Source organism: Akkermansiaceae bacterium (assembly GCA_019634595.1).
Classification (GTDB): Bacteria; Verrucomicrobiota; Verrucomicrobiia; order Verrucomicrobiales; family Akkermansiaceae; genus Luteolibacter.
Genome location: JAHCBC010000001.1, coordinates 933,784 through 958,445, shown reverse-complemented (window position 1 = coordinate 958,445; position 24,662 = coordinate 933,784). Strand labels below are relative to the sequence as shown.

The window sequence follows — 24,662 nt, the reverse complement described above, 5'->3', positions numbered from 1 at the left end:
ATGAGCAATACCGTCCGCACCATTGGCCAACGCCTCAGTCTCCGTCCGCCTCAGAAGGACTCGCTGGAGATCATTGATCAGGTATTCACTGTTCTCGGTCTGCCCGGCAAAAAGTTCGACTTGAACGAAGCCCTTGGGGTCATTCGAGAACAGCACCCCACGGTCACTGACTTCGAGCGGGAGTTTGTCTCGCTATGTTTCGCCCTCGCCACCGGCGTAGGGAAGACCCGTCTTATGGGGGCATTCATCGCCTACCTGCACATCACGCATGGGTTGAGAAACTTCTTCATCCTCGCTCCCAACCTTACGATCTACGAGAAGCTGATCACCGATTTCACTCCCAATACTCCGAAATACGTCTTCAAGGGCATTGCGGAGTTTGCCACGGACACTCCCTGGCTCATCACCGGCGACAATTACGAGGAATACCGGGGCGGAGGCCATGACGATCTGTATGGCCGGGTGGAGATCAACATCTTCAACATTTCCAAACTCAATCGTGATACAAAGGAAACAGAAGCCGGAGCACCCCGCATCCGTAGGCTGCGGGAGTCTCTTGGAGAAAGCTACTTCGACTATCTCAGCGAGCTTCCCGATCTTGTCCTGCTCATGGACGAGTCCCACCGTTACCGGGCGGATGCTGGCGTCCGTGCGCTCAACGAGCTGAATCCCCTGATTGGGCTGGAACTCACCGCCACTCCATTCCTCGACAAGGCAAGCGGGCCGCTGTGGTTCAAAAACGTCATCTATGACTATCCCCTTGCCCGGGCGATCGAGGACGGCTTCGTCAAGGATCCGGCAGTCGCCACCCAGGAGGACTTCAATCCGAAGGATTTCTCTCCCGAGGAGCTGGAGCGGGTGAAACTAGAAGACGGAGTCCGGCTCCACGAGGAAACCAAGGTCGAGCTGGATACCTACGCCCGCCAGACCGGCCGAAAGCGCGTGAAGCCCTTCATCCTGGTGATCGCGAGGGACACGACTCACGCGGCGAAGTTGTTTGGAGAGATCCAGTCTGACTCCTTCTTTGGCGGTAGGTATGCGGGCAAGGTGATCCAGGTCGATTCGACGACCAAGAGGCAGGAAGAGGAAGTGGTTCAGCGCTTGTTGGAGGTCGAGAATCCCGACGAGCCGACGGAAATTGTCATCCACGTGAACATGCTCAAGGAGGGCTGGGATGTGAATAACCTCTTCACCATCGTCCCCCTCCGCGCGGCAAACGCCCGCACACTGATCGAGCAATCCATCGGTCGCGGACTCCGCTTGCCCTACGGCGAGAGAACTGGGGTCGAAGCGGTCGACCGCCTCACCATCGTGGCGCACGACAAGTTCAAGGAGATCATCGAGGAAGCCAACCGTTCGGATTCCCCAGTGCGTATGAAACAGCGAATCATCGCAAAGCCGTCGGACTACAAAAAGCCGGTCCAGGTCGTCTCGCCGCCAAATCTCGAAACCAAGCTCTTCGGCGGAGGCCCGGCACCCGCCGAGGGTGCGGAAGCCCCTGCGCCGGTGTTCATTTCACCGGGGGAACAGAAGGTCGGCAGGAAGGCGTTGGAGATCCTCAGAAAGAAAGAGCACCTTCCCAGCCTCGAAGGCATCCAAGACCCGGAAGTTCAGAAATCCGTGGTCCGCGAGCTTGAGGAGTCCGTCGGAGCCGCCCAGCTTACTCTCAGCGGCATTGATGAGAAGATCGATTACAAGGCAATCGTGAAGAAGGCCTCCGAGGCCCTCGTGAGTCATTCCATCGAGATTCCCCGTATAACGGTAGTCCCCAGCGGCGAGGTGACGAGTGGTTTCGACCCATTCACGATTGATACCTCTGCGATCGTTTTCCAGCCGGTGGATCGTGACATACTGCTCCAATACCTCGGCGACAACCGCCAGCTGTCCATACGCAGCGATGCCCAGATCCAGCTGATCGAGCGCCGCCCCGAGGACTACATCGTTCGTCAACTCATCGACTACGATGACGTGAACTATGACGAGCAGGCGGAACTGCTCTACGATCTGGCCGGGCAGGCCGTGGCGCATCTGCGAACGTACCTGAAGGATGAAGAGTCCCTGAACAACGTGCTCCGCTATTACGAGCGGAAGCTTGCGAAGAACATCTACATCCAGATGCAGGATCACTACTGGGAAAAGTCCTCCGGGCAGGAAGTGAAAGTCCTCAAGGGATGGATGGCCCTGAAGGAATGTCCCTACACGGCGGAGGATGGGAGTGAATCCCTGCATTTTCGGACGTCACCCAAAACCAAAAGCGAGATCCGCCGCCACGTCTACACCGGGTTCACGAAGTGCCTTTACTCGTTCCAGAAATTCGATTCAGACACCGAGCGCGTGTTTGCCTGCATCCTTGAAGGGTCAAATGGTGCGGACAAGTGGTTCAAACCCGCAAGCGGCCAGTTCCGGCTTTACTGGCGTATTGGCTCCCAGGCCGACCGCCCTTACGAACCCGACTTTGTTGCCGAGGACGCAGATCACAAATACCTGATCGAGGTTAAAGCCGACAACGAGATGGATGACCTCGAAGTCCAGGCAAAGGCTGAGGCCGGCAAGGTCTTCTGCGCACAAGCTAGCACCCACGCCTCGGCAGTCGGCGGCAAGCCGTGGACCTATCTTCTCGTCCCAGAAAGTTCAGTTGTCGCGAACATGACCCTGACTGGTCTTGCACGGGAGCACGCCCTCTAGGTCCTACCGGACACCCTCCCTCAAATCTTGGGGGGCGTGCCACTACTGTGCCCATTTTTTACCGAATCACGGCAGAGTAGTTTTAAATACCCTACCCTAGGAGATTAAATCCCGACATTTTTCGGTGAGAGACAGCAAAAAATGAGCGGTCTGCCGTCACGCTCCCTAAGGGAGCGTGACGGCTTTGTTGTCGCCCCGGCAGCGCTTGGATGGAGCGTCGGGCGGCCGGGCTTGCCTCAGGCGGCACCTCGCCTAAATCAGTTTTCCTCGAAGCGGCGACGAGAACGCTTCCTAGGAGCGGGATCATCGCCTCCGGCTTCGCGGGCGCGGCCTCTCGCCCAGTCGCGGAGACGGGCGATCTCGGTGTCCATCTGGTGAATGATCGGACGGGTATCGAGCGCCGCCCGTGAAACGTCGCGCAACTTGGGTGTCCTATTCTCAGAGAAAGCCGCGAACATGGCCTCGATGAACACCGCTTCAATCTCGGCGCCGGTGAACTGCTCGGTCACCCGGGCGAGTTCAACCGAGTCGAAGTCGGTCGGCTTCCGCCAATACTTCTCCACGACGATCCTCCAGATCATGGAGCGCTCGATCGCAGTAGGAATGTCCACGAAGAACATCTCATCGAAGCGGCCCTTGCGGACGAACTCTGGCGGCAGCTTGGTAACGTCATTCGCGGTGGCGACGACGAACACCGGCTTCTCCTTCTCCTGCATCCAGGATAGGAAGCTGCCGAACACCCGGGCGGTGGTGCCGCCGTCGGTGCTGCCGCTGCTCTTCGTTCCCGAGAAGCCCTTCTCGATCTCGTCGATCCACAGCACGCACGGGGCGATGGCTTCGGCGGTCTGGATGACGGAACGCAGGTTCGCTTCGCTCTGGCCGATGATCCCGCCGAATACCTTGCCCATGTCGAGACGGAGCAGCGGGATGCTGAACGCCGTGGCGGTAGCCTTCGCCGTCAGGCTCTTGCCCGTGCCGGGAATGCCTACGATGAGCAGCCCCTTGGGAGCAGGCAGACCGAACTCCTTCGCCTCCGTGCTGAATGCGAGTTTGCGCGTTTCGAGCCACTGCTTCAGGTTGTCCAGTCCGCCGATGGCATCGAGTGAGGGCTTGGTTTCGATGACCTCGATCAAGCCATTTCGCTTGAGCGTGCGGGCCTTCTCCCGGGAAATGATCGCGGGGTCCAGCTTGCCGCTCTCGACGACCGACAGGGCGAAGACGTTCTCCGCCTCGATGGTGGTCAGGCCGAGTGCTGCGTGCAGGATCTCCTCGCGCTCGTCATCCTCAGGGCTGGTGAGCTTGGCCGACTCGACGATGCCATGGAGGACGGTACCGAGTTCGGGCGGTCCGGGCAGGGCGAAGTCGATGCGGGTGATCTCGTGGTCAAGCTCCGCGGGTAGCCGGAGGCGGCAGCCCAGCAGGATGAGGGCGTGGCCGTTGGTCTTGGCGAGACGAAGCATGTCCTTCAGCCGGCGGACCAACATCGGATCGTTCTGCTCCAGGTGAAGCTGAAGGTCGCGCATCACGATGACATGACGTGGGGACTCGGCCGCGAACTTCGGTCCGATCAACTGGAGGGCTTCCAGCGGATCAACACAAGGCTGCGCCCTGCGTTCGGTGGTGTCCACCAAACCCTCGGACGAGGACCAGGCGGAAAGGTTCCGTCCGAGCTTGGCGCAGGTGGCGGCGATCTCCGCCTCCGCCCGTGCTTCCTCGGCGGTGATGACGGCGAGCCCGGCGTAACCGGCCCGCAGGTAGGGAATGAGTTGTTGTTGCATGATGTTTGGTATCGGTGGGTTGAAATGAGAAAGCCCCAGTCTCCAAATGGAGACCGGGGCTGGTGGGGACGGCTGATCTTGGTGGATCAGCCGAGTGTTTCACGTTCCCAGGCGAGGCAGGCCTCGCGGGAGGGATCGCGGTGGACGATCTCACCGGTGGCCACCATCGCGACTTCCCATTGCTGGGAGGTGTCGTCGAAGCGGACATCGGTAAGCCGTTTAATTTCGAGGGTGCCCAGCGAGCGCAGGTCGATGGCCTCCGTGTAGAGGCAGGCGACCTTGCCCGTGGAATCGAAGCGAAGGATGGAGGAACTCATCGCCCCTCACCTCCGTTGCCGAGTTGCTGGCGGAGCGGATGGCTGGCCACCTGCCGGACGAATTCGGGTTTCAGGGTGCGGGCGGTCCGGGAACCAAGGGCCTCCTCGATCGCCTTGGTGGCGTCGGTGCAGCCCTTGCCCTGGAAGCCCTCCGCCTCGACGGTGATTCCGCCAGTAGGCGAGACTTTGACCAGGATGCGGCGGTTCACAGGGAACCTCCTTCCAAGGTGAGGAGGATGGTTCCATCCTCACTTACCTGTCGTGAGGTGCGCAGGCCCCGCATTCGGGCTTCTCGCAGTGTCTTGTGAACGCCGTAGGATTGCAGGAGCCGGCCGTAGCCCGCTCCGACCTCCTTTTCGACATGACCTGCCCACCAGTCGGCGGAGAAGCCATAGCGGCCGCCCTCCGCAGGATCGACGGCAATGTCATACGGCCCTTTGAGCTGGATGACATGGTCTGCCCTGCGGACGGCACCGGCATAGCCGCGGCAGGTGGCATTTGGAACAAGCTTGAGGTCCATCTCGACGCAGGCGTCGTTGAGGGCCTCCAGATCGCGGACTTCGGTTTTGATGGTGGTGAAGTGGGACATGATGGTGGTTCTGGATAGAGGTTGGGTAATGATGATGGTGGTTGGGTAATGATGATGGTGGTTGGGTAATGATGATGGTGGTTGGGTAATGATGATGGTGGTTGGGTATTCAGGCTGATGGGTGGTCGTTGGCGGTCGGGGTGATGGTGATGACGTGCGGGGTGTGGAAATGGGAATGGGCGGCCCGACGAATCGGACCGCCCGCTGGGGGTTGGGTTGTTGGGGACAGGTGTGGATCAGCCCGCCTCGGCGAAGCGACGCACGCCCATCTGGCCGAAGCGGCTGAGGACATCGCACGCGTCGCCCTTGGCCAGGCGAACGGCGGATTCACGCAGGCGGTCGAGGCCTGCGGTCAGATCCCGCATCGCACCCCCGCTATTGCGGTAGTCCTCCGCGGTCCGGGTGAGCAGGTCGCGGCGGAACTTCTCAAGCGTTCCTTCCAGTTCGCGGTCGCCCGCGAAGTTGAGAGCGCGGAAGTCGTCGATGAACGAGGACAGCCGGTTCAGGGTCCGTTGGTGGACACCGTTTTCCGATCCCTCGATGGTGGCGAGGACCTCGGAGGCCAGCTTGGCGGTTTCCTGGCGCAGGGCGGTGACGCTTTCACGGATGAACTCGTCGAGGTCGCCCCGGAGCTTGCGGGAGGCTTCATCGGCGATGCGCCGGCGGTCCTCCGCGATTTCCATCTGCTCGACGCCCTCGACTACCTCCAGCCGGAGGCTGTCGGGAGCCGCCACCTGGAACATCCTCGTCTCGAAGACGAAACGGTTCGCGATGGATCCCGCCGGAGGAAATGATTGCTCGATGGTATAGAACAGGCGTTCTGAACCACGGAGCTGGAGCGACGCCGCCCGCCACTCAGCGAGAGCACGATCCCGCAAAGGGGTGTAGTCCGCCACAAAGGCGAGTGTTTCGTCACGGAATTCTTCACGCAGCTTGGCCAGTTTCTCCACCACCCCGGCGAGACGTGGGTTGGGGACGAAGCGGGCGATACCACCGAGGAACGGAAAGCTCGCCGCTTCGACCAAGGCGTGTGCCCGGGATTCGATGAGGGCGAAACGTGACAACGCCTCACGGGGGATAAGCCGCTTGTGGCCGAGCTGGATCAGCCGGTCGCTCACGGTGGATGGATCGAGTCCGAGATCCTCGGGCGCGAGTTTCTTGCACCCGCGCCAGTAACGGACACTGGTGGAGACAAGGACTCCCCGGCGGCAGATGGCGTCGAGGAGCGGTTGGTTCTGTGGATTCATGATGATGGTTTGTTTCTGAGTTGGGGTTGGAAACGGAAACGCCCGCCACGGGATCGAACCGGGCGGGCGTCGGGATCCGGCAGGATGCCGGACGGATGGCGGTCAGTGACGCCTGACCTGGAGCCATAGGAGTGCGGCCACCGCGATCAGGATCACTGCCCAGGAATGCGACTGGACCAGTTCCAGCAGGAGTCCGGCGGTGCCGAGCACCAGGACCACCTCAACGGCGATACGGATACTCGTCGGGTTCATCTTCGTCAGGGTAGTGCCGGTCGATCACGCGTCGGCGGTGACCGGGGTCATGGTTTCTGGGGTCGGCCAGCTTCGGATAGCTCTCGCCGAGAGAAGATCCACCCCCGCCGTTGAATAGCCAGATGAGCGCTCCTCCCGCCAGCAGGCAGAAGGCGACCACCCGGGCGGTCTTCCAGCGGGTTTCCGAAACTTTCATTTCGGAACGGATGGTTTCCACCCGCTGGTTCACCTCCCGCTGGATGCGTGCTTCCTCCCGGCTGATACCACCTCCGCCGTTGCAGGACGGAAGCCACAGCAGGGCCAATAGGAGCAGGATGCGGAAGAAGGATTTCATGCCGCCCTCCTTTCCTCCCGCTCCCGCGGGAGCCAGGCCGCGCATTCGCGGCGGAACTGGCACCACGAACAATGCATCCCCGGCTGCGGATGGAACCGGTCCTCCGCGATGCCGGTGACGGCAGTTTCGAGAAGGGCGGTCACCCGCTTCTTCCGGTGGGCGTCCGCCGGTGGGGATTTGACCCGGATCACCTGCGGAGTCTTCGTTTTCACCAGGAACACGAGGTCCAGAGACGGAGGACTCTCGCCCGTGGCCGCCTCCATCAGGAGCTGGTAGGACACCAGCTGGATCTCGTGCTCGAACGCCGCATGGCCAATATCGGGCTTCGCGGCGGCGGATTTGAAGTCGATGGGGATGAGGTTCTCACCGACCAGATCCATCGCGCCGGTGAGCGGCACGGACAGGCCGGGGATTTCCTCGGTCAATTTCACCTCGACCGCCCGGGGCTTCCCTTTCAGGACTTCCGGGCTGTCGAGGTAGGCGGCGACGATTCGCAATCCGTCGGTGCGGGATTTCTCGCGCTCCGCGGCATCGTCGAAGTTCACCGGTCCTTCCTCCCGTTCCAGGCGGAGGAAAGCCTCCTCGTAGGCGGTGGCGATGGTTTCCGGTGAATCGTCCACTCCCCGCCAGCGGGCGAGATGGAACGCCTGCAATGCGGCGTGGACCGCCTTGCCGAGGTGGAGGTTCTTCGGTGTCGGTTTCTTCAGGCAGGCGACCCGCTCGAAGTAGAAGCGGAGGGAGCATGCCAGATACGACTTCGCCGCAGTCGGACTGATGTGGTCCGGGAACGTCCCCGCGCAGGCGGAGAGTCCGGTCTCGAACCGCCCGGTGGATGCTGGGGTGATCACCGAGACCTCCTTCCGTTGGCGTAGGCCGAACCATTGGTCCGGCGCAGGCCGTTGGCGGGAGGCTGTTGCTGCGGTGAGCCGTGGGTGTCCAGCAATTCGTCGATCAGCCCGGAGGCCTCCATCTTGTTGAGGGATTTGACGCCCTTGCCGAAACGCTCATTGGCGAGCGCTTCGATGGACGCCTTGTCGAGGCGGTGTTCATCGACAATTTTGAGGATGAGATCCCGCTGCTTGTCGGAACATTTCCACGCCGGTCCACGCTGCCAGGAAGCGGCAGCTCCGCCGTTGGCTGGCGGACGACCGTTCACGGGAGCCGGAGCGTCCATCCCGTAGTCGGAGGGTGGAACGAAGCCGGTAGCGAGGATCTGCTCGTCCACGTTCTGCTGGAGGAGTTGATAAAGGCGCTCGGACTCGCCCGGGATATCGTCTGTCGCCACCAGTTCGGTCTCGACCGAGACGGAGAACTGGTGGGACGAGAATCCGGGGAGGCCGAGACGCTTGGAATAATTCGCAATCAGTTTGATGGCCATGATGGTTGGGTTGTGGGTTGAAACGAAGAAGGCCCGGCGGAGTGCCGGGCCTTCAGTGGTAGTCGGAATCCGCTTCGTCCACCTCTCGGCGGACTCACTGGATCCGGCGCAACAACGTGCACTCATTCGGTTTCATATAACGCGGAATGCCGTGGGATTTCAGTTGGTTTCCATCGCGTGGAGTCGCTTGATATTGGGAGGCGGCGCATGTCGCAGGGCTCCACAGCGACGAAGACCTTCAGGCTGACGGAAAGCGTCAGCATGGGCGGGAGGAAGAAAGATGACGCAGCAGTTCTGCCGCCCAAGGAAGATGCTTGCGGGAAGCGACGTCGACATGGAATCCATTCCCCGAATCGTCGCGACAATCTTTTCGATAGGATACACCGCTCCGGAATGCTCAAAGGCTACAGAAACCTGCCAAGGGCAGGTAAATTCCATGCTCCGGACATGAGAAGCCCACCTCGTTTCCCCTTGCCACTCAGTTCAAACGACCTCATCCTATGGGTTTTTGCATGGACATTCGTTATTCAATCGTGGTAGATCTTCGGTAGTCCGCACTCCTGCGGGCCGGGTGTGAGAACCCATAGAGACGCCCCGCCGAAAGGTCGGTGAGGCCACGGTGTATGCAATAGGCGCGAAAGCGCCGAAGGCCGGGGCAGCCGTGTCTCTACGGTTTCTCAACTCCCCGGCCACCAGGAAGGACGTTCCTTCCTGCAATGAATACCCCCCTCCAATACTACGTTCTGGATGGAGACCATCAGCTTGGTCCTTACACGGAAATAGAACTGAGGAACCGCGCCGTCAGCGGAGCCATGCCTTACGACGCGCTTATATGGCGTGAAGGATTCCATGAATGGACCTCGTTCGCGGACTGCTTCCCCCTTCCTCCCTACGATACCATTCCCCCGATCCCCCGGCATCACGCCTTCCAACCTCCCGCTCTCCCCCAAAAATCCAAGGGGATTCTTCCTGCGATTTGGATCAAATGGGCGGTCGCATTGTTCACCATCGTCAATTTATTTCTTTTTATTGGTAGATGTGATCCTGAATACGTCTCCACCTCCAAAGTCGAAAAGAAAACCGGTGATCGCGGATCCCGCCATTCCAAGGAATCATTTTCAGGAGAGTTTCAGCAAACAACATCGACTCTTTTGGAGAATGGGTCATCGGCTGAAGTGTTGATAACCTGGGACTTCAGGTCTGATAAGACAGTGAGGACCACGGCTCTTGCGACGGCAAATTCAAGCAACTCCCCCTCCCCGATCAGCGTCAACTTGGATTTAAAAGGGACTTATTTCATTCAAGGCCGGCGGGTTATAGCAAATCTCGGAGGCCGTAACCTCACTTTCGTTTTCGACGAAACCGGAGATCTGATCGACTCCGATGGACACCCTATGAACAGGATTCGATAACAAGAACCCGAGATATACGAAGATGCTGAGAAGCTAGTGACCGCAGCTCTCCGAACGTAACAATCTGCCCGAACAGAGACCAACAAACATAATGCAAATGAAGAAAATAGCCATCATCATCACCGGCGCCTTGTTGGCGGCCGGGGCCGCCACGGCCTACTCCGTCAAATGCAACACGTGCAACGGGACCGGCTGGAAAGGCCAATTTCGTTGTGCCGTGTGTGGAGGCGATGGAGATCTAGGACGTTGAAGTTCGATCCGGAATGAGGAACCGGTCGGCGCCCGCATCCGGTGCGCCGACCGCTCCCCCCCCCTATTACCCTTGGGTCTCGGGCAACCGTCTTCTCCTTCATCGTCCGATCAGTAGTTAAGGGGACAATCACTGCGGATCACATCATTGCAGCAGGTGGGCAAAGTGTTTGCGATGGAACTGAAGCGGGATCGCCAATTCTATGCCCTTCATCGCCAAATGATGCCGGACGGCAGTAGTGTTTTAGTCTTTTTCCAACGGCCCAGCCGACTCTCTCCGACCAATCGCATTATCACCTCGATTAGCCTTCATGCCGCTCCGGCATACTCAAACGACGTTTCAAATGAGGCGCGCCCAAGGAAAAACCAAGGCTATCAGCAGTCGAATATTGAGAGATTCATTCGTGTGATGAAATTCATAGAAAATCGATCAAATAGCCATATTTCATTTATAATTAGAAATTTAGCCTACCCGATAAGAAGTTTCCGGTCATTTTTCACGAATCGGGAGTTTTTCATAATCAACTCAATATAGGCAACTTAACCTAACCGATAAGCATGACAGCTTTTTGCTTACGAGTCAAAAACACCCCTTTTTTGACCGATTAGTACGCCAAAACCTCGACTTATGAAGACGCAATCTCTTCGTTTCTCGGGGCAAGTCGGATTCGATACGCCAGATTTGTAGGCTAAATCCAACTAGGGGATATCCGACGATCTCGTGGTAACTGGATCGATCACGGGCAAATCGACCGAAAATTGGTTCTATTGTCGCCGCCACATCCCGTCGGCGCTCAAAGTGAAGGAGTCCGTTCGCCTTCGTTGCTGGATGATGACCAGATGACGCCGACTTGGGCAGGCGATTTCCTCAACCTATCACTTACAGGTAATTCCCCTTGCGGATCGGCATACAAGCTCGAATCCGAGATTCAGAACCTCCGGGAAATTTCAAAAACAGATCTCATCCTCTGGACTTGGTGTAGCACGACCAAGCCGGGCCAATCTCAAAAGTGTCTACAAATAGTGTCTACAATTCAGGAACCCAAAAATCATAAAGACCTGAACCCCTTGAGGTTCAGGTCTTTATGATGGCTCCGGCGGTTGGGATCGAACCAACGACCTAGTGGTTAACAGCCACCCGCTCTGCCGCTGAGCTACACCGGATTTTCCATTCGCTTCCGCTTGCGCGGCGCGGGCGGACGATGCGACGCGATGACGGTGTCACGCAAGGGAAAAATGGTTCAAATGCATCAAATATTTCACACGGTGCATTCCCCTCCTGCTCAACCACCTGCCGCGAGGGTCACGATCTCCACACGGGAGCCTTCCTCCACTCCGGTGGTGGCGTAGTTCCTTGGAAAAACGGCTTGCTCGTCCACTTCGATGACGACGGGCTTGCCGCCGAGGCCCAGGTGGTCCAGCAGCTCGCTGAGGGTCATGGGACGGTCGATGGGGTGGGAGTTGCCGTTGAGGGTGATCGTGATGGATGGGGTCATCTCCATTGGGAAAGTTGCTCGGGGAAGGGACAGTTCGCACAGTCCGAGAAATCCTCCAGACAGAAGTCCTGGTAGATCTGGAGCAGCGCCTGGTGGTGGGCGACGCGCTTGAGCCATGGCTCCGCCGCTTCCATGGAACCGAAGAGGCGGAGGGCGCAGCGTTTGACTTTCTCGTTCGGCGCGGAGCTGCGGAGCTTGTGATATTCGCGGAACGGGATGGCCTTGTCCTGCAGGGCCAGCGGGATGAGATGGTTCGCCAGCAATTCCAGCGCCTGGGTGCGTCCGAAGAGGGCGATCTTCGAGGTGGAGGCGCCGGAGGTGAGCGTGTGGCGGCGGGACCAGAAGGGATGCTCCAGTTCCTCGAGGAACTCCATCACCGGACGCGGCTGGAAGGGCCGTGCGAGCGCAAGTTTCCGGTAGGTGGGCCATTTCCTCGCCAGGGTGGCGAGGGTGCCGATCCTGCGGTGCGGGTGGTTCGCCGGGCGCTGGCCGCCACAACGCCACGGGATGGCGCGCGCGGCGGTGGCCTCATAGGAGGCCCGCTCCCGCCACCAGTTCTCCCACAGGTCGCGGAGATATTCGCGGGTATCTTCGGGAGCTTTTTCGTGGAGTTCCGGGGAGAGGAATCCGGCGGCGCCGAAAAGGATGGCGTCCGTCCGGTTGGCATCCGCGCCCAGGGCGGTGAGCGGCACGCGCTGGGTGAGCATGCGCATGGCCAGGGAGTTCCCCCGGTAGCCGAGGGTCTCCGCGGTGGCCTGGAAGAGGGCGGCGTCCGGGCCATGGACATCCGCCACCCGGCGGTAGCGGGCGGCCTTCAGTTCCGCACGATGCTCCGCCGCCTCACGCAGCAACCGCTCCACGGCTCCGGCGGGCAGGTGGCGCAGCGGGGCCACGCAGCGGCCGGGCCGGGCGATGGCGACTTCCTGCTGCGGGCGGTTGAGCGCATCCGCGAGCTGCGCGGACGAAATGAGCACCTGCGGGATGCCGCGGTGCTCGCAGGTGCGGACATAGGTGCGCCGTGCCTCCGGCTGGAAGCTGACGTGGAGAACGACATCCCGGAACGATTCGTTCGAGCCGTGGCGGTGCCACTCCCAATCCGCGGCGGAGGTGTCCAGTTCCAGATCCCCCGTTTTCAGTTCCCCGTCCAGCTCGATGGCGACCTGGCGGAAGTCCGGTCCGGCCCCGCGATTCCATTCTCCGAACTGAACGACCCTGACCGTCTGTCCATCCACGGTGCGGAAATCCCTGCCGAACGCTCCGGAGAACCACAGCGCCTGCAGTTCCAGCTCAGGAGGCAGTGTCCGGCCAGCCGTCTCCGCAAATGCGAGAGGCGGATGCCAGACGGACTCGAGCAGAAAGGTGTAGGTCATGGATGCGATGCCGGGCTTTCCCATCTGATCCCCTGCATTATTGCTTCGGAGCGGCGGGGGGCGGGGCAGGAGGATCGAGGATGTCGAGCCAGCCTTTCGCGGCGGTGGCTTCGGGAAGAGAGCCGTAGGTTTCCCCGATCGCCTTGAGATCCCGGATGGCGAGGTCCTTCCGGCCCTCTTTCCGCTCGATGGCCGCGAGGTTGAGCCGCTGCCTCAGCTTGTCCTGCGGAACCTGGTGATTCTCCTCCGCATTGCGGAACCAGAGCGCGCCCTCCGCCATGCGCCCCCCTTCCACGGCTTCCAGGGCGATGGCCTCCGAGACGATGCCGCTTTTCATCCTGACGGCCGCTCCCATCAACTGCTTCTGCCGGGTGGCGCTGTCGGACGGCCATTTCATGGCGGCGGCGCGCAGCGCACGGAAATCATTGTCACCCGCGGCCATCTTTCCAGTGTTGTCCAGATGGAGGAAGGGACGGTAAAAGGGATCTCCCAGCGTGATGCCCTGCCATGAAGCCACCGGGATGGACATCCAGCAGGCCTCCACCCAGGTGTGCCCGGCGAGGAGCCGCTTGTGCAGGATCTCGAAATAATGGGTCAGGCCGAGATAGGGCTCATAGACATTGCCGATGGTGGCCGCCGCGCCTTTCTCAAGAAGACCGGCACTCCAGTTTTTCATGGGATCCTGCAACTGGTCCGCGCTGAAGGAGTGGAGATGCATGGCCACCGCGCCTTTCCGGAATTTGAAAGCGGGGTTGAGGAATGGCCCGCTGAGGTTCCAGTCATACCACCCGTAGTACAGCGCGGCATCCGTCATCGGGTAGTTCATCGGCAGCGTGTCGTCGAAGCGGTCCACCACCGTGGGGATGCCGGCATTCCGGTTTTCGATGACGATGGCGTTCAGCCATTCATCCCCCTGCGGGAACTTGTTCGCGATATCGACATACGCCATGCCCCACAGGCCTGTCTTCTCCACCTCGATGGCATCCCGGATGATCCGCTCGCAGGTGGCGAAGCTGGCTCCGTCGATCCGCGAGGTGAGGATGAGGAACGGAAAGGCGCTCTCCGAAATGGGCTTCTCGCTTCCAAAGTAGGCATTCTTCAGGACGCCCTGGATGGGCAGTCCCTCCGCGCCGAACATGGCCAGTTCGGAGTCCACGGAGGCTTCGTTCCGGCCTGCGATGGGATCATTTTCCGGCACCTTGAATCCTTCCGGCAGTGGCGCGGGCTGGATCTTCAGGGGGACGCCCTTCATGAGGACCAGCACCCGCATGTCATTGGAGGTGGGCAGCAGCACGCCGCTGGCATCCTTGCCCCGGCTCCACCATGACCGCTTGTCGAACTCCGCGCGCAGGGGATTCTGGATTTTCGTGATGTAGTCTTCCCGGCTGATGTCCTGGGCAACGGGCATCTCCAGGCCGATGAGATTGCCCTCCGGAATATTGCGTGCCTCGCGGAAGATGTCCGCAAGTTGCTTCGACTCCGGGACCGCGCTGTTGTATAGGACCGCCACGGAATGCGGGTCCAGTTCCTCCGCTGAAACCGGCAGCACGGCCACCAACCAAAGACAAATCCGGACGATCCTTCTCACTCCGGCAAATGATGACCGCTCCGCCGAGCCTTGCAAGCCGTCTGGCATGCAACACCGCGGAATGTACTCTGGCGGCACCCCAGCCGGCGCTCCGTCCTCAATCCGCCATTCTCGTGAAACTCATGCCGCGCGCGGAAATGGAGAAGGTTCCGCCTTCGCCCTTCGCCAGCCAGGCGGTGTATGCCCGGCCCTGTTTCAGTTGGGGAGGTGGAGACGCCCCGACCCAGCCCTTCGCGGGTACGGGTCTGTGGTAGATGATGGTGATGGCATCCCCTTTTTTCGCACCGGAAAGAGTGCGCGTCACCCCGGTGACCGTGGCTTTCACCGTCTCGGTGTAGGAGGATCTGTCGAGCAGGCCTTTCGGCTTTGACTCCACCTCATCCACCCGGATCTCCAGGACTTCCGCGGCTTTGTTCTGGAGTTCGATATAAACCTCCGGCGCCAACTCCGCCCGCAGCGGCGCGGCAACCGCCAGAACCGCCCCCGCCAATGACAGGAATTTCCTCATGTCCATGAGTGGAGCGCTAGCGTTTTACCGGAGGAAAATCAAGTCACCTCAGTTCCAGCCCATCCCATGCCACTTTCACGTGGTCCGGCATGACGGCTGAGAGCTTCCCATGATCGTTCTCATGACCCAGGTGGGTGAGCCAAACCTCGGCGGCTTCCGTTTCCTCCGCGACATGGAGGGCCTCACCCACGGAAAAGTGGGTGGGGTGCGGGTCGTTCCGGAGCGCGTCCACGATCAGGACGTCCACCCCCTTCATGAGGGCGATGGTGGCGGGCGGGATGACCTTCACATCCGGGATGTAGGCCATGCTCTTTGCCCTGGGGTATTCAAAGAGGAATCCCATGGTGTCCACCGAGCCGTGGTTCACAGGCAGCGGCGTGATCCTCAGATCATCATAGTGGAAAGGTCCGTCGATCACCACTCCGGCGGGCTTCACGTAGCCGGGATAGCTGTTCTCCGGAGCGAACGCCCAGGCGAACATCCGCTTCAGATCCGCCAACGTGGCGGCGGAGGCATGGATGGGCAGGGGCTGGGTCCTGCGCCAGCAGAATGCCCGCAGGTCATCGAACCCCACCACATGATCCATGTGGGCGTGGGTGTAGAGCACGGCATCCACCCGCGTGAGTCCCTCGCGCAGGGCCTGCGTGCGGAGATCCGGCCCGGTGTCCACCAACAGCGAATACTCCCCGGCGTTGACCACCACGGACGCCCGCGTGCGCTTGTTCTTCGGATTCTCCGAGCGGCAGACGCCGCATCCGCACCCGATGACCGGCACCCCGACCGATGTTCCGGTCCCCAGAAATTTCAGCGAAAACTCCCCCACCCGCCCACCGTCGCAAACGTGTTCCATTTCCGCCACCCCATTATTCCATGTTCGCTTGATCACCCGCCCGGTTTCCCCTCATCTATCGGTTGTCCATCCCATGCTCACCCTTCTCAAGATCCGCAACCTCGCCCTCGTCCACGAACTCGTATGGGAACTCGGCTCCGGGCTGATCGGCGTGACCGGAGAGACCGGTGCGGGGAAATCCGTCATCGTCGGCGCGCTGAAGCTCATCCTGGGTGAACGCGCGGACAAGTCGCTGATCCGGACGGGAGAGGACTCCTGTTCCGTGGAGGCGGTGTTCGAACTTTCCGACCCTGCGGAAATCAACGCCATCCTGGAAGATGGTGGCCTCTCTCCCTGCGATGACACGCAGCTCATCGTCCGTCGCGTGATCGGTACCACGGTGAACCGGCAGTTCGTGAATGACTCCCCGGTCACCCTTTCCCTGCTGAAAAAGATCGGCGAGCATCTGGTGGATCTCCACGGCCCGCACGACCACCAGTCCCTGCTTTCCACGGATCGCCAGCTTTCCATGCTGGACGCCTACGCCGGGGCGGAACCCGCGCTCACCGCCTACCGCCAGACCTACCGCGCATGGCGGGAAAAGACCGCGGAGCTGGACGAGCTGCGCCACGCGGAAAGCGCCAGCGAACAGGAACTCGACCTGCTCCGCTACCAACTGGAGGAGATCAACAACGCCAACCCGAAGCCGGAGGACGAGAGCGATCTGGAGGACCGCTGGCGGCGCGCGTCGAATTCGTCGCGGCTGCTGGAAAGTGCCGCCGCCGCCGCCGCCGCGCTGAACGGCGAGGATGGCATCCTGGAGAAACTGGGCGAGATCCAGAAGCTCGTCCGCGATCTGCAGAAGCTGGATCCGTCGATCACGGAAAGGACCGGCTCGCTGGAGACCGCCACCCTGGAACTCCAGGATCTGGAGGCGACGCTGGCCGACTATGTCGAAGAACTGGAGATCGACCCCGCGGAGGCGGCGACCCTCGAGGAGCGCGTGAATGTCATCGAGACGCTGAAGCGGAAATACGGCCCGTCCCTGCAGGATGTGCTCGCCCGCCGCGATGCCGCCGCGACCCGGCTGGACAACATCGAGAACCGCACCGAGAAGCTGGAGACTCTGGAAAAGGAACTGGCAGCCGCACGGGCTGCCGTGGAAACCAGCGCGAAGACGGTGAGCGCCGCACGGAAGAAAGCCGCGCCGAAGCTGGCGAAGGAAATCGCCTCGCAGCTCAAGGATCTGGGCTTCAAGCAATCTTCGTTCGAGGCCCCGTTGATTTCCCTCACCGAACCCGGCGCGCAGGGTATGGAGAGTGTCGACTTCCAGTTCGGCCCGAATCCGGGCGAGCCTCTGCTGCCGCTGCGCCAGATCGCGTCCTCCGGTGAAATTTCCCGCGTCATGCTGGCCGTGAAATCCGCGCTCGCCGACCAGGATGCCACACCGCTGATGGTGTTCGATGAGATCGACGCCAACGTGGGCGGTGAGATCGCCCGTGCGGTGGGCCGGAAGATGGCCGCGCTGGGCACACGCCACCAGGTGCTGGCCATCACCCACTTTCCGCAGGTCGCCGCCATCGCCGCGCACCACTTCGTGGTGGAGAAGGAAGTCACCGGCGGCCGCACCCGCTCACGCCTGTATCAGGTCACCGGGGAAACCCGCGTCCAGGAGCTGGTCCGCATGCTGGGTGGCGGCGGCGAACAGGCCCGTGCCATGGCCATTTCCCTGCTCAATCCCTGAAGATGTCCCGAACCTACAAGGCCGTCCCCGAGTGCACCGAGCTTCCCTCCCGGGATCTCGCCGCGTCCCTCGGCCTGCCGTGGAAGAACCCCGGCATGCCGCGCCTGATCATGGGCCGCCGGGAGTGGATCGCCCTGCCGGATCTCGGAATCTCCCCGCTCAAGGCGAAGGTGGACACCGGGGCGCGCAGCAGCAGCCTTCATGCGGAGAACCTCCAATTGTCCGAGGACAAGAAGACCGTCCGCTTCACCACCATCAATCACCGGCGGAGGAAGATCGACTGCGAATGCGCGGTGTCCCGCATCGCCCGGGTGAAAAGCTCCACGGGCGAGGCGTTCAGCCGCGTTTTTATCGAGACGAAGGCGGTGCTTCCCGGTGGCTTCGAGTGGACCATCCAGATCAGCCTGAATGACCGCTCGGTCATGCTCTGCCCGATGCTGCTTGGCCGCCGCGCGCTGAGTGGTTGGTTCCTGATCGATTCCCAGAGCGCCCACCTCCTCGGGCCGCTCAAGGAGTTGTAGGGAGAAAGGACATCCCCATTCCCCATCCGGGGAACCCACTCATTCATAGCCGAATTTTTCGTCACGAAATTTGTCGTTACGTCATTCCGGATCCATGATGGTCTTTCCGCATGCCCTCACCCGTGGAGTTCAGCAAAGCGCTCGCCGATCCGATACGCTGGCGGATCATCCGTCTGGTGATGCTGGAGCCACTGTGCGTCTGCGAACTGGCGGACATCCTTGAAATGCCGCAGTCCTCGGTGTCCAGCCATGTCCAGATCATCCGGAAGGCCGATCTCCTGGAGAGTGAGAAGGTGGAGAAGTGGACGTATTTCCGGGTTCATTCCAACTGCCTGAAACTGATCCGCAGCATCGCGGCTCTCTCCACGGAAGATGACATCCAGTTCTCGGATGACACCGGGCGGATGGATGCGCGTCTTTCGCAGCGGCTGGGCAGTTGCTGTCCCGGACCACAGCGGCTGAAGGGCCGCGTCCGCAACCCATCATCCATCGCGTCCCGATGACACCCCTGCCACCCGCACGCCATCTCATCCCGGAATTCCTGGGCACGTTCTTCCTCGTCTTCGCCGGAACGGGGGCGATCATCGTGGATCACACTTCCGGCGGTCGGATGGGCCACGTGGGTGTCTCGCTGGTGTTCGGGCTGGTGGTGTTCGCCATGATCCGGACTTTCAGGGATACGGGGGGAACCCATTTCAATCCCGCCGTCACCATCGGACTGGCCGTCGCGGGACGTTTTCGCTGGTCTCTCGTCGCCCCCTGCATCGCCGTTCAACTGGCCGGGGCATTCGCGGCGAGCGGCATGCTGCGGGTCCTTTTCCCGGACTCCCCCACCCTCGGAGAGACGGTCCCCGCCAGCGGCATCGGCCAGGCGTTCGTGCTGGAAGCGATGATCACGGCGGCCTTGGTGTTCGTGATCCTCAGCGTTCCGACGGATGAAAAGGAGAATGGCATCACCTCCGACCTGGCCATCGGGGCAACGGTCGCAGTGGCCGCGCTGTTCGCCGGGCCTGTCACCGGGGCTTCCATGAACCCTGCCCGCTCGCTCGCCCCTGCCCTCGTCGGAGGTCATCTCCTTCATCTCTGGCTCTACCCGGCGGCCACCTTGTGCGGTGCCGTCCTCGCCGTTCCGCTCTGCGCCACCCTCCGGCGGGAGGGATGCTGCGGCCGTGGGATCTCCAGTCCACCAGCCCCATGAAAAAGCGCCCTGCCATCCTCGTCCTCTGCACCGGAAATTCCTGCCGCTCCCACATGGCGGAGGGGATCCTCCGCGCCTCGCTCGGTGGGACACACCGCATCGAGAGCGCCGGATCGAAGCCCGCAGGATACGTGCATCCACTCGCCATCCGTTCCCTCGCGGAGATCGGCATCGACATCAGCTCCCACCGCTCGAAGCACCTGGATGAATTCCTCCACGATGACATCGGCACCGTCATCACGGTTTGCGGAAATGCGGACCAAGCATGTCCCATGTTTCCCGGCCAGGTGAACCGCCATCATTTCCCCTTTGAAGATCCCGCCCATGCGCAAGGGACGGAAGAAGAACAGATGGCCGTATTCCGCCGCGTCAGGGATGAAATCCGGGCCGTGTTCGGAGCCTATGCTGCAGGTCGGAAGGATGAACTGGGCTGACCATTCGCCCCTTTTCAGCACCGCGCCATTCTTACCCGGCCAATCCGTCCGGATCGCGCCATTCTTTCCCATAAGTTGGCTATCCGCGGATGCGGTCACGAATCCGTAACCCTTTGATTATCGGTGATAAATACCAATACCCAGCAGCTTGCACGCGTCCTGCAATACCGATGGCAACGAATTCACCATCATATGAACTTCCTCCAAAGACAGCAGCCCGATCTCTCCTGGTTCAGCGAACTCGACCGTTTCTTCAACCCCGGCCGGGCGCTCGCAAGCCAACCGGCCACCCGCGAAAGCATCCATGAAACCCCGGAAGCGTGGGTTCTCGAACTGGATCTTCCCGGCTTCACCAAGGACAACATCGATCTGAAGGCGAATGGCCGGACGCTCCACCTCACCGGAGAGACACCGGCGGACCGACCGTTCAGCGCGAAGGTTGATCGCCAATGGAAGATCGGCAACCGCATCGACCAAGCCGGCATCACCGCGAAGCTCGCGGACGGCGTCCTCCGGATCACGCTTCCGAAGACCGAAGCACCAGCTCCGCTCGACATCGAAATCCAGTAATCCAACCCCACCCAACCATTTTCATCATGAACGATCACAATGCCACCGCCTGCGCCACCAAGGAGGCCCAAGCCACTACCCAGCGTCCCGCCTACACCAGGCAGGTATCCGAATCCGGAGTGACCCTTCAGGTCGCCCTGCCCGGAGTCCGCAAGGAAGATCTGAAGCTGACGCTCAACCAATCCGTCCTCCAGCTCGAAGCCAACCGCACGACCGAAGTCCCCGACGACTGGAAGACGCACTCGAACCATCCGCTGAAGGTTTCCTATGAGCTTGGCTTCCAACTGGACGCGAAACTCGACGGAGGAAATGTCCGGGCCGGACTGGAAAATGGCGTCCTCACGTTGTATATTCCAGTGAAGGAAGAGGCGAAAGCCAGGAACATACTGGTGAACTGATTTCAAGGGGATGGTCATCATGGGAGGGGGCGGAGACGGGTGTCTCCGCCCCCGAATCCCCATCATCTCCTTGTCACCTTCAACACACGCCATCCCACAGCAATGGGGATGGCGTGTGTGCATCCGGGACATGCCCATGCGCTTCCGTGCCATGTCCACGCATGAGGATCCGGGGTATTCCATGATCACATGAAAACCCCGATCTTCCTGGCCACCGCATTGCTCATCCTGCCCGGCGTTTCCACCGCCGCGACCCTCGCCAACTATGCCTTCGCCAACGGTCCGAACACCCTGCCCACGGTGAATGGCGTCACCGCCACGGCCATCTCATATGGCAGTGGGTTGGGAACCCCGCAGACCAGCGCCGCCACTTTCGGACCATCGGGCGCTTCCGCCCTTGGACTCGTCACGGCCTCCGCGGCGCCGACCACCATCCCGGCCGCCGTTTCCGCCAATTCGTTCTTCACCTTCACCCTGACATCCAGCCCCGGCACCTCCTTCCTTCTCACTGACTTCACGTTCTGGGCCAACTATTCGGGTGACACGACCGCCGCGAACGAACTCGCACTCCAGATCGACACTGGCAGCGGCTACCAGACCATCGGAACCTCGACCTTCAATGTCACCGGCAGTGCGGCCCCCGGGAAGATGTACACCATCCCGATCAACAACCCCGCTCCTGTGGACGGATCGGCACACTTCCGCATCGTCATGTTTGACAGTGCGGGCATCAACTGGACCTCCTTCACCCGTATGGATGATCTTTCCGTGAACGGCACCGTGATTCCGGAACCGTCCGCATGGCTCTTGATGCTGTGCGTTGGCGGCTTGGTTCCCTTGCACCGCAGGAGATCCCATTGAACGGGACCCCCGCACGCTGCGCTGGAAAGGCCCGCCATCCGGAATGGCGGGCTTTTTGTTTGGCTCCGCCTTTGATGCCCGCTGCTCCCGCCGGTCAGGTTTCCTCCACCCGCACGTAGCGGGAGATCAGCGCCGCGGCGATCAGATGCAGGCAGCCCATCACGACGAAGACGGGCACGAATCCCAAGGTACCGACGGAGTTTCCGATCAGCACGTTGCTGACCAAGCCGCCGAATGCGCCGAAGGAACCGGAGATCCCCAGCACGCTGGCCACCGTATTGCGCGGAAACACGTCCGCCACCAGCGTGGTCAGATTGAACAGCCAGACCTGGCACACCACCGCCACCGCGCAGAACGCGACGATCGCCACCCATAGATGGGACGTCATCGGGATGACCATCGCCAGCGGGGCGAGGAAGGCCGCCATCATCAGCACGCGCTTCCTGGCCTGCCATGGCGCGGCCCCACGTGTCACCATCCGGTCGGAGGCGACACCACTCGCCACCCCGCCCAGATCCGCACAAAGGAAAGGCACCCACCCGATGAGGCCCGCCTGGATCAGGCTGAGATTGAGGTTTTCCTGCAAGTAACCGGGCATCCAGAACAGGCAGAAATACCACACCTGGTCACTGGTCATCCGGGCCAGCACGATGCCCCGGAGGTTCCGGTTTTTCAGCAACGCGCTCCATGGCACTTTCACCGATTCCTTCGCCTCATCCCGCGGCATGTATTCCGCCGCCGGCTGACGGTAGATCCACCACCAGCCGACCGCCCACAGGATGCCGATGACGCCGGGCACCACGAAGGTCGCCCGCCACCCCCAGTGATACGCCATGAAGGCGATCATCGGCATCGCCACCACCGCCGCTGTCGCGGATCCGGCCTGGTAGAAGCTCGATGCGAATCCGCGGAGCCGTGCCGGAAACCAGGTGGCAGCCACCCGCAGGGCCGCCGGATAGTTCCCCGGCTCCGCCGCGCCCAGCACCACGCGGCAGATGGTGAGCTGCCCGAGCGTCTGCGACAGTCCCGTGAAAACATTCGCCAGCGACCACACGCCGACAAAGGCGGTCATCGAGATACGGCTCCCCACCTTGTCCACGAACCGTCCGCCCAGCGTGTAGGCGAACATGTAGGTGATGAGGAACGCCATCACGATGTGGGAATACCCCCGGTCATCCAGGCCGAACTCCGCCTTGATCACCGGTTTCAGCACCGAGAGCGTCTGCCGGTCGAAGTAGTTGAGGAACGTCGAGATGAACAACATCACGAGGATCACCCAACGCCATCTCAGATCCCTCCGGACAATGGGGGGAATGGTGGCGGGCGGCGGTGTTCCGGACATGGATGACGGGGATCAGGAGTTTTTCCCGAATGGATTGTGGTGGCTCGCCTGCGCTCCGGATCCCATCGCGCGTTCCAGCCGCAGCCCCTCATTCTTTGCGGAGGGGGTGTCCGCTTCCAGCAGATACTGCCCCTGCTCCAGCAACCGCCGCCTCACTTCGGAAACATCCACCTCCCGGGACGGGATGCCATCCCGCACCGCCAGCGCCGCCGCCGTGCCCGCGCCCTGGCCGATGCCCATGGCGGTCGCCATCACCCGGATGGAGCCGAAGGCATTGTGCGTCGCGGAAATACAGCGCCCCGCCACCAGCAGGTTGTCCACCCCCTGTGGCAGCAGGCTGCGGTAGGGGATCTCATAGACTGACTTTCCGGAGCCGGTGAAGATCTGCTGCTTTCCATCCGGCGGATGGATGTCGATGGCGAACGTCCCGCACGCGATGCCATCCGTGAACGCCCGGCTGCCCAGCACATCCTCCTCCACCATCGTGTAGTCCCCCACGATGCGGCGCGTCTCACGCACCCCCACCTGCACCCCGGAATCCACGATGTAGGAATCTTCGAAGCCACCGACATGCTTCCGCAGGAACTGATGGATCTGCCATGCCTGTCTGCGGGTGATGACCTCCGCCCGCGTCAGATCCTCCACCCGCGTGCCGTCGATGCCCTGCAACCTGGTGCAGTTCACGGCGATCTGCCCTTCCTTTGGCAACTGGTACATCAGGATCCGCGGCGCGGCATCCGCCGGGAACTCTCCCGCGGCCACCGCCTTTTTCACCAGATCCGTCAGCCCCAGGAAAGCGAGCGTGCCGCTGGAGTCGATCTCCTCATCGCTGGGCGCGTCCTTCAGCTCGGAGCGATTCGCCTTCATCCATCTACGGAGATTATCGTAGTCCACCCCGCCGATGCGATAGAACAGCGTGACGGGCTGCATCGCGCCATCGCTCTCCCGGCCTTTCACGAACGGCGCGCCGATCCTGGCCACCACATCCGCATCCGCGGAGCAGTCGATGACGAATTTCGGCCGGATGGCCTGCCTGCCGGACTTGTTCTCCACGATGACATGGCTCACCCGCCCATCCACCGCCACGGCATCCGCGAAGACACTGTGAAGCAGCAGCTCCACCCCCGCGCCCTCCGTCATGTCGAACAGCAGCAGCTTCATCCCCTCCGGATCGAAGGGAGTCATCGACGCGTTGTCGAAAGTGAGGTCCGTGACATGGCCCGGTGACGCGGTGATCTCCACCAGACGGTCCACCACCTCCCCGGCGATCCCGCGGATGACCTGCTCCCCGTGGATGTCATGGAAGGTGAACATCGGGTTCACCATCGCCGCGGTCAGGTTTCCGCCGAGGAAGCCGTAACGCTCCACCAGCAGCACCTTCGCCCCGTTCCGCGCAGCGGCCACCGCCGCGCCGATCCCCGCCGGCCCCGCGCCGATGACCAGCACATCCGGTTCATGGGTGACGGGCACCTGCCGCGCCGGTTCCTCCACATAGGTTCCCCGCTCCACGGCGGCTCCGACTTTCTCCGGGACCGCAGTCCCCGCTCCTTGATGGTCCATCT

General features: G+C 61.5%; 26 protein-coding genes and 1 tRNA gene. 10 read left to right on the top strand and 17 right to left on the bottom strand.

Going from position 1 to position 24,662, the window contains the following annotated elements:
* Positions 1-2,685 (top strand): DEAD/DEAH box helicase family protein, encoded by a 2,685-nt coding sequence (locus KF712_04035; protein MBX3740134.1) that lies wholly within the window; start codon positions 1-3, stop codon positions 2,683-2,685.
* Positions 2,686-2,942: 257 nt separating this feature from the next.
* Here KF712_04035 and KF712_04030 read toward each other — a convergent pair whose 3' ends face one another.
* From KF712_04030 to KF712_03990, 9 genes are all read right to left on the bottom strand, one after another.
* The gene (locus KF712_04030; GenBank protein MBX3740133.1) at positions 2,943-4,463 is read right to left on the bottom strand and encodes an AAA family ATPase; all 1,521 of its coding nucleotides are present in this window, start codon (positions 4,461-4,463) and stop codon (positions 2,943-2,945) included.
* Between the two features lie 86 nt (positions 4,464-4,549).
* Positions 4,550-4,780 carry a hypothetical protein gene (locus KF712_04025; GenBank protein MBX3740132.1) on the bottom strand — a complete coding sequence of 77 codons (231 nt, stop codon included), beginning with the start codon at positions 4,778-4,780 and terminating at the stop codon, positions 4,550-4,552.
* Positions 4,777-4,989: a DUF2997 domain-containing protein gene (locus KF712_04020; protein MBX3740131.1), complete on the bottom strand. Its 213-nt coding sequence runs from the start codon at positions 4,987-4,989 to the stop codon at positions 4,777-4,779. Before KF712_04020 ends, KF712_04025 begins: the two co-directional genes overlap by 4 nt.
* Positions 4,986-5,369, bottom strand: a complete 384-nt coding sequence (locus KF712_04015) for a DUF1257 domain-containing protein (GenBank protein MBX3740130.1) — start codon at positions 5,367-5,369, stop codon at positions 4,986-4,988. The genes KF712_04020 and KF712_04015 overlap by 4 nt, the downstream gene beginning before the upstream one ends.
* Positions 5,370-5,605: 236 nt before the next feature.
* Positions 5,606-6,616 carry a hypothetical protein gene (locus KF712_04010; protein ID MBX3740129.1) on the bottom strand — a complete coding sequence of 337 codons (1,011 nt, stop codon included), beginning with the start codon at positions 6,614-6,616 and terminating at the stop codon, positions 5,606-5,608.
* A gap of 102 nt (positions 6,617-6,718) precedes the next feature.
* On the bottom strand, positions 6,719-6,868 hold the full coding sequence (locus KF712_04005; GenBank protein ID MBX3740128.1) for a hypothetical protein: 150 nt from the start codon (positions 6,866-6,868) through the stop codon (positions 6,719-6,721).
* On the bottom strand, positions 6,837-7,202 hold the full coding sequence (locus KF712_04000) for a hypothetical protein (protein MBX3740127.1): 366 nt from the start codon (positions 7,200-7,202) through the stop codon (positions 6,837-6,839). The genes KF712_04005 and KF712_04000 overlap by 32 nt, the downstream gene beginning before the upstream one ends.
* Positions 7,199-8,050 (bottom strand): PD-(D/E)XK nuclease family protein, encoded by an 852-nt coding sequence (locus KF712_03995; GenBank protein MBX3740126.1) that lies wholly within the window; start codon positions 8,048-8,050, stop codon positions 7,199-7,201. Before KF712_03995 ends, KF712_04000 begins: the two co-directional genes overlap by 4 nt.
* A complete protein-coding gene (locus tag KF712_03990) occupies positions 8,047-8,580 on the bottom strand; it encodes a hypothetical protein (protein MBX3740125.1) in 534 nt (177 codons plus the stop codon). The genes KF712_03995 and KF712_03990 overlap by 4 nt, the downstream gene beginning before the upstream one ends.
* Positions 8,581-9,296: 716 nt before the next feature.
* Here KF712_03990 and KF712_03985 point away from each other — a divergent pair.
* Positions 9,297-9,992, top strand: a complete 696-nt coding sequence (locus tag KF712_03985) for a DUF4339 domain-containing protein (GenBank protein MBX3740124.1) — start codon at positions 9,297-9,299, stop codon at positions 9,990-9,992.
* Between the two features lie 1,338 nt (positions 9,993-11,330).
* Here the strand turns inward: KF712_03985 and KF712_03980 are convergent.
* The 6 genes from KF712_03980 to KF712_03955 form a co-directional block, all read right to left on the bottom strand.
* Positions 11,331-11,405: transfer RNA gene (locus KF712_03980), tRNA-Asn, on the bottom strand.
* Between the two features lie 119 nt (positions 11,406-11,524).
* Positions 11,525-11,737: a sulfur carrier protein ThiS gene (gene thiS, locus KF712_03975; GenBank protein ID MBX3740123.1), complete on the bottom strand. Its 213-nt coding sequence runs from the start codon at positions 11,735-11,737 to the stop codon at positions 11,525-11,527.
* Entirely contained in the window at positions 11,734-13,107 is a 1,374-nt protein-coding gene (locus KF712_03970; GenBank protein ID MBX3740122.1) for a DUF2851 family protein, read from the bottom strand. Before KF712_03970 ends, thiS begins: the two co-directional genes overlap by 4 nt.
* 37 nt (positions 13,108-13,144) lie before the next feature.
* Positions 13,145-14,743 (bottom strand): TIGR03790 family protein, encoded by a 1,599-nt coding sequence (locus KF712_03965; protein MBX3740121.1) that lies wholly within the window; start codon positions 14,741-14,743, stop codon positions 13,145-13,147.
* A 49-nt stretch (positions 14,744-14,792) separates the two neighbouring features.
* Positions 14,793-15,209, bottom strand: a complete 417-nt coding sequence (locus KF712_03960) for a hypothetical protein (protein ID MBX3740120.1) — start codon at positions 15,207-15,209, stop codon at positions 14,793-14,795.
* Between the two features lie 37 nt (positions 15,210-15,246).
* Positions 15,247-16,053, bottom strand: a complete 807-nt coding sequence (locus KF712_03955) for an MBL fold metallo-hydrolase (protein MBX3740119.1) — start codon at positions 16,051-16,053, stop codon at positions 15,247-15,249.
* A 73-nt stretch (positions 16,054-16,126) separates the two neighbouring features.
* On the opposite strand from KF712_03955, the gene recN reads away from it, so the two are divergent.
* The 8 genes from recN to KF712_03915 all read left to right on the top strand — a co-directional run bounded on the left by recN (position 16,127) and on the right by KF712_03915 (position 21,758).
* Positions 16,127-17,776 carry a DNA repair protein RecN gene (gene recN / locus KF712_03950; protein MBX3740118.1) on the top strand — a complete coding sequence of 550 codons (1,650 nt, stop codon included), beginning with the start codon at positions 16,127-16,129 and terminating at the stop codon, positions 17,774-17,776.
* 2 nt (positions 17,777-17,778) lie between these two features.
* Positions 17,779-18,297 (top strand): RimK/LysX family protein, encoded by a 519-nt coding sequence (locus KF712_03945; GenBank protein ID MBX3740117.1) that lies wholly within the window; start codon positions 17,779-17,781, stop codon positions 18,295-18,297.
* Positions 18,298-18,407: 110 nt separating this feature from the next.
* Positions 18,408-18,800, top strand: a complete 393-nt coding sequence (locus tag KF712_03940) for a winged helix-turn-helix transcriptional regulator (GenBank protein MBX3740116.1) — start codon at positions 18,408-18,410, stop codon at positions 18,798-18,800.
* Complete coding sequence (locus tag KF712_03935; protein ID MBX3740115.1) at positions 18,797-19,495, top strand: aquaporin; 699 nt, start codon at positions 18,797-18,799, stop codon at positions 19,493-19,495. Before KF712_03940 ends, KF712_03935 begins: the two co-directional genes overlap by 4 nt.
* Positions 19,456-19,929 (top strand): arsenate reductase ArsC, encoded by a 474-nt coding sequence (locus tag KF712_03930; GenBank protein ID MBX3740114.1) that lies wholly within the window; start codon positions 19,456-19,458, stop codon positions 19,927-19,929. The genes KF712_03935 and KF712_03930 overlap by 40 nt, the downstream gene beginning before the upstream one ends.
* Positions 19,930-20,121: 192 nt before the next feature.
* Positions 20,122-20,499 carry an Hsp20/alpha crystallin family protein gene (locus tag KF712_03925; protein ID MBX3740113.1) on the top strand — a complete coding sequence of 126 codons (378 nt, stop codon included), beginning with the start codon at positions 20,122-20,124 and terminating at the stop codon, positions 20,497-20,499.
* A 26-nt stretch (positions 20,500-20,525) separates the two neighbouring features.
* Complete coding sequence (locus KF712_03920) at positions 20,526-20,897, top strand: Hsp20/alpha crystallin family protein (protein MBX3740112.1); 372 nt, start codon at positions 20,526-20,528, stop codon at positions 20,895-20,897.
* 189 nt (positions 20,898-21,086) lie between these two features.
* Entirely contained in the window at positions 21,087-21,758 is a 672-nt protein-coding gene (locus KF712_03915; protein ID MBX3740111.1) for a hypothetical protein, read from the top strand.
* A 94-nt stretch (positions 21,759-21,852) separates the two neighbouring features.
* On the opposite strand, the gene KF712_03910 is transcribed toward KF712_03915, so the two are convergent.
* Together KF712_03910 and KF712_03905 are read right to left on the bottom strand one after the other, a co-directional pair.
* Positions 21,853-23,100, bottom strand: a complete 1,248-nt coding sequence (locus KF712_03910; protein MBX3740110.1) for an MFS transporter — start codon at positions 23,098-23,100, stop codon at positions 21,853-21,855.
* 12 nt (positions 23,101-23,112) lie between these two features.
* Positions 23,113-24,660, bottom strand: a complete 1,548-nt coding sequence (locus tag KF712_03905; protein ID MBX3740109.1) for an FAD-dependent oxidoreductase — start codon at positions 24,658-24,660, stop codon at positions 23,113-23,115.
* Positions 24,661-24,662 lie beyond the last annotated feature (2 nt).

What these genes read in the sequence shown, in the direction of transcription:
- KF712_04035 (MBX3740134.1), top strand. Translation starts at nt 1, where the DNA reads ATGAGCAATACCGTCCGCACCATTGGCCAACGCCTCAGTCTCCGTCCG.
- KF712_04030 (MBX3740133.1), bottom strand. Translation starts at nt 4,463, where the DNA reads ATGCAACAACAACTCATTCCCTACCTGCGGGCCGGTTACGCCGGGCTC.
- KF712_04025 (MBX3740132.1), bottom strand. Translation starts at nt 4,780, where the DNA reads ATGAGTTCCTCCATCCTTCGCTTCGATTCCACGGGCAAGGTCGCCTGC.
- KF712_04015 (MBX3740130.1), bottom strand. Translation starts at nt 5,369, where the DNA reads ATGTCCCACTTCACCACCATCAAAACCGAAGTCCGCGATCTGGAGGCC.
- KF712_04010 (MBX3740129.1), bottom strand. Translation starts at nt 6,616, where the DNA reads ATGAATCCACAGAACCAACCGCTCCTCGACGCCATCTGCCGCCGGGGA.
- KF712_04005 (MBX3740128.1), bottom strand. Translation starts at nt 6,868, where the DNA reads ATGAACCCGACGAGTATCCGTATCGCCGTTGAGGTGGTCCTGGTGCTC.
- KF712_04000 (MBX3740127.1), bottom strand. Translation starts at nt 7,202, where the DNA reads ATGAAATCCTTCTTCCGCATCCTGCTCCTATTGGCCCTGCTGTGGCTT.
- KF712_03990 (MBX3740125.1), bottom strand. Translation starts at nt 8,580, where the DNA reads ATGGCCATCAAACTGATTGCGAATTATTCCAAGCGTCTCGGCCTCCCC.
- KF712_03985 (MBX3740124.1), top strand. Translation starts at nt 9,297, where the DNA reads ATGAATACCCCCCTCCAATACTACGTTCTGGATGGAGACCATCAGCTT.
- thiS (MBX3740123.1), bottom strand. Translation starts at nt 11,737, where the DNA reads ATGACCCCATCCATCACGATCACCCTCAACGGCAACTCCCACCCCATC.
- KF712_03970 (MBX3740122.1), bottom strand. Translation starts at nt 13,107, where the DNA reads ATGACCTACACCTTTCTGCTCGAGTCCGTCTGGCATCCGCCTCTCGCA.
- KF712_03965 (MBX3740121.1), bottom strand. Translation starts at nt 14,743, where the DNA reads ATGCCAGACGGCTTGCAAGGCTCGGCGGAGCGGTCATCATTTGCCGGA.
- KF712_03960 (MBX3740120.1), bottom strand. Translation starts at nt 15,209, where the DNA reads ATGGACATGAGGAAATTCCTGTCATTGGCGGGGGCGGTTCTGGCGGTT.
- KF712_03955 (MBX3740119.1), bottom strand. Translation starts at nt 16,053, where the DNA reads ATGGAACACGTTTGCGACGGTGGGCGGGTGGGGGAGTTTTCGCTGAAA.
- recN (MBX3740118.1), top strand. Translation starts at nt 16,127, where the DNA reads ATGCTCACCCTTCTCAAGATCCGCAACCTCGCCCTCGTCCACGAACTC.
- KF712_03945 (MBX3740117.1), top strand. Translation starts at nt 17,779, where the DNA reads ATGTCCCGAACCTACAAGGCCGTCCCCGAGTGCACCGAGCTTCCCTCC.
- KF712_03940 (MBX3740116.1), top strand. Translation starts at nt 18,408, where the DNA reads ATGCCCTCACCCGTGGAGTTCAGCAAAGCGCTCGCCGATCCGATACGC.
- KF712_03935 (MBX3740115.1), top strand. Translation starts at nt 18,797, where the DNA reads ATGACACCCCTGCCACCCGCACGCCATCTCATCCCGGAATTCCTGGGC.
- KF712_03930 (MBX3740114.1), top strand. Translation starts at nt 19,456, where the DNA reads ATGCTGCGGCCGTGGGATCTCCAGTCCACCAGCCCCATGAAAAAGCGC.
- KF712_03925 (MBX3740113.1), top strand. Translation starts at nt 20,122, where the DNA reads ATGAACTTCCTCCAAAGACAGCAGCCCGATCTCTCCTGGTTCAGCGAA.
- KF712_03920 (MBX3740112.1), top strand. Translation starts at nt 20,526, where the DNA reads ATGAACGATCACAATGCCACCGCCTGCGCCACCAAGGAGGCCCAAGCC.
- KF712_03915 (MBX3740111.1), top strand. Translation starts at nt 21,087, where the DNA reads ATGAAAACCCCGATCTTCCTGGCCACCGCATTGCTCATCCTGCCCGGC.
- KF712_03910 (MBX3740110.1), bottom strand. Translation starts at nt 23,100, where the DNA reads ATGTCCGGAACACCGCCGCCCGCCACCATTCCCCCCATTGTCCGGAGG.
- KF712_03905 (MBX3740109.1), bottom strand. Translation starts at nt 24,660, where the DNA reads ATGGACCATCAAGGAGCGGGGACTGCGGTCCCGGAGAAAGTCGGAGCC.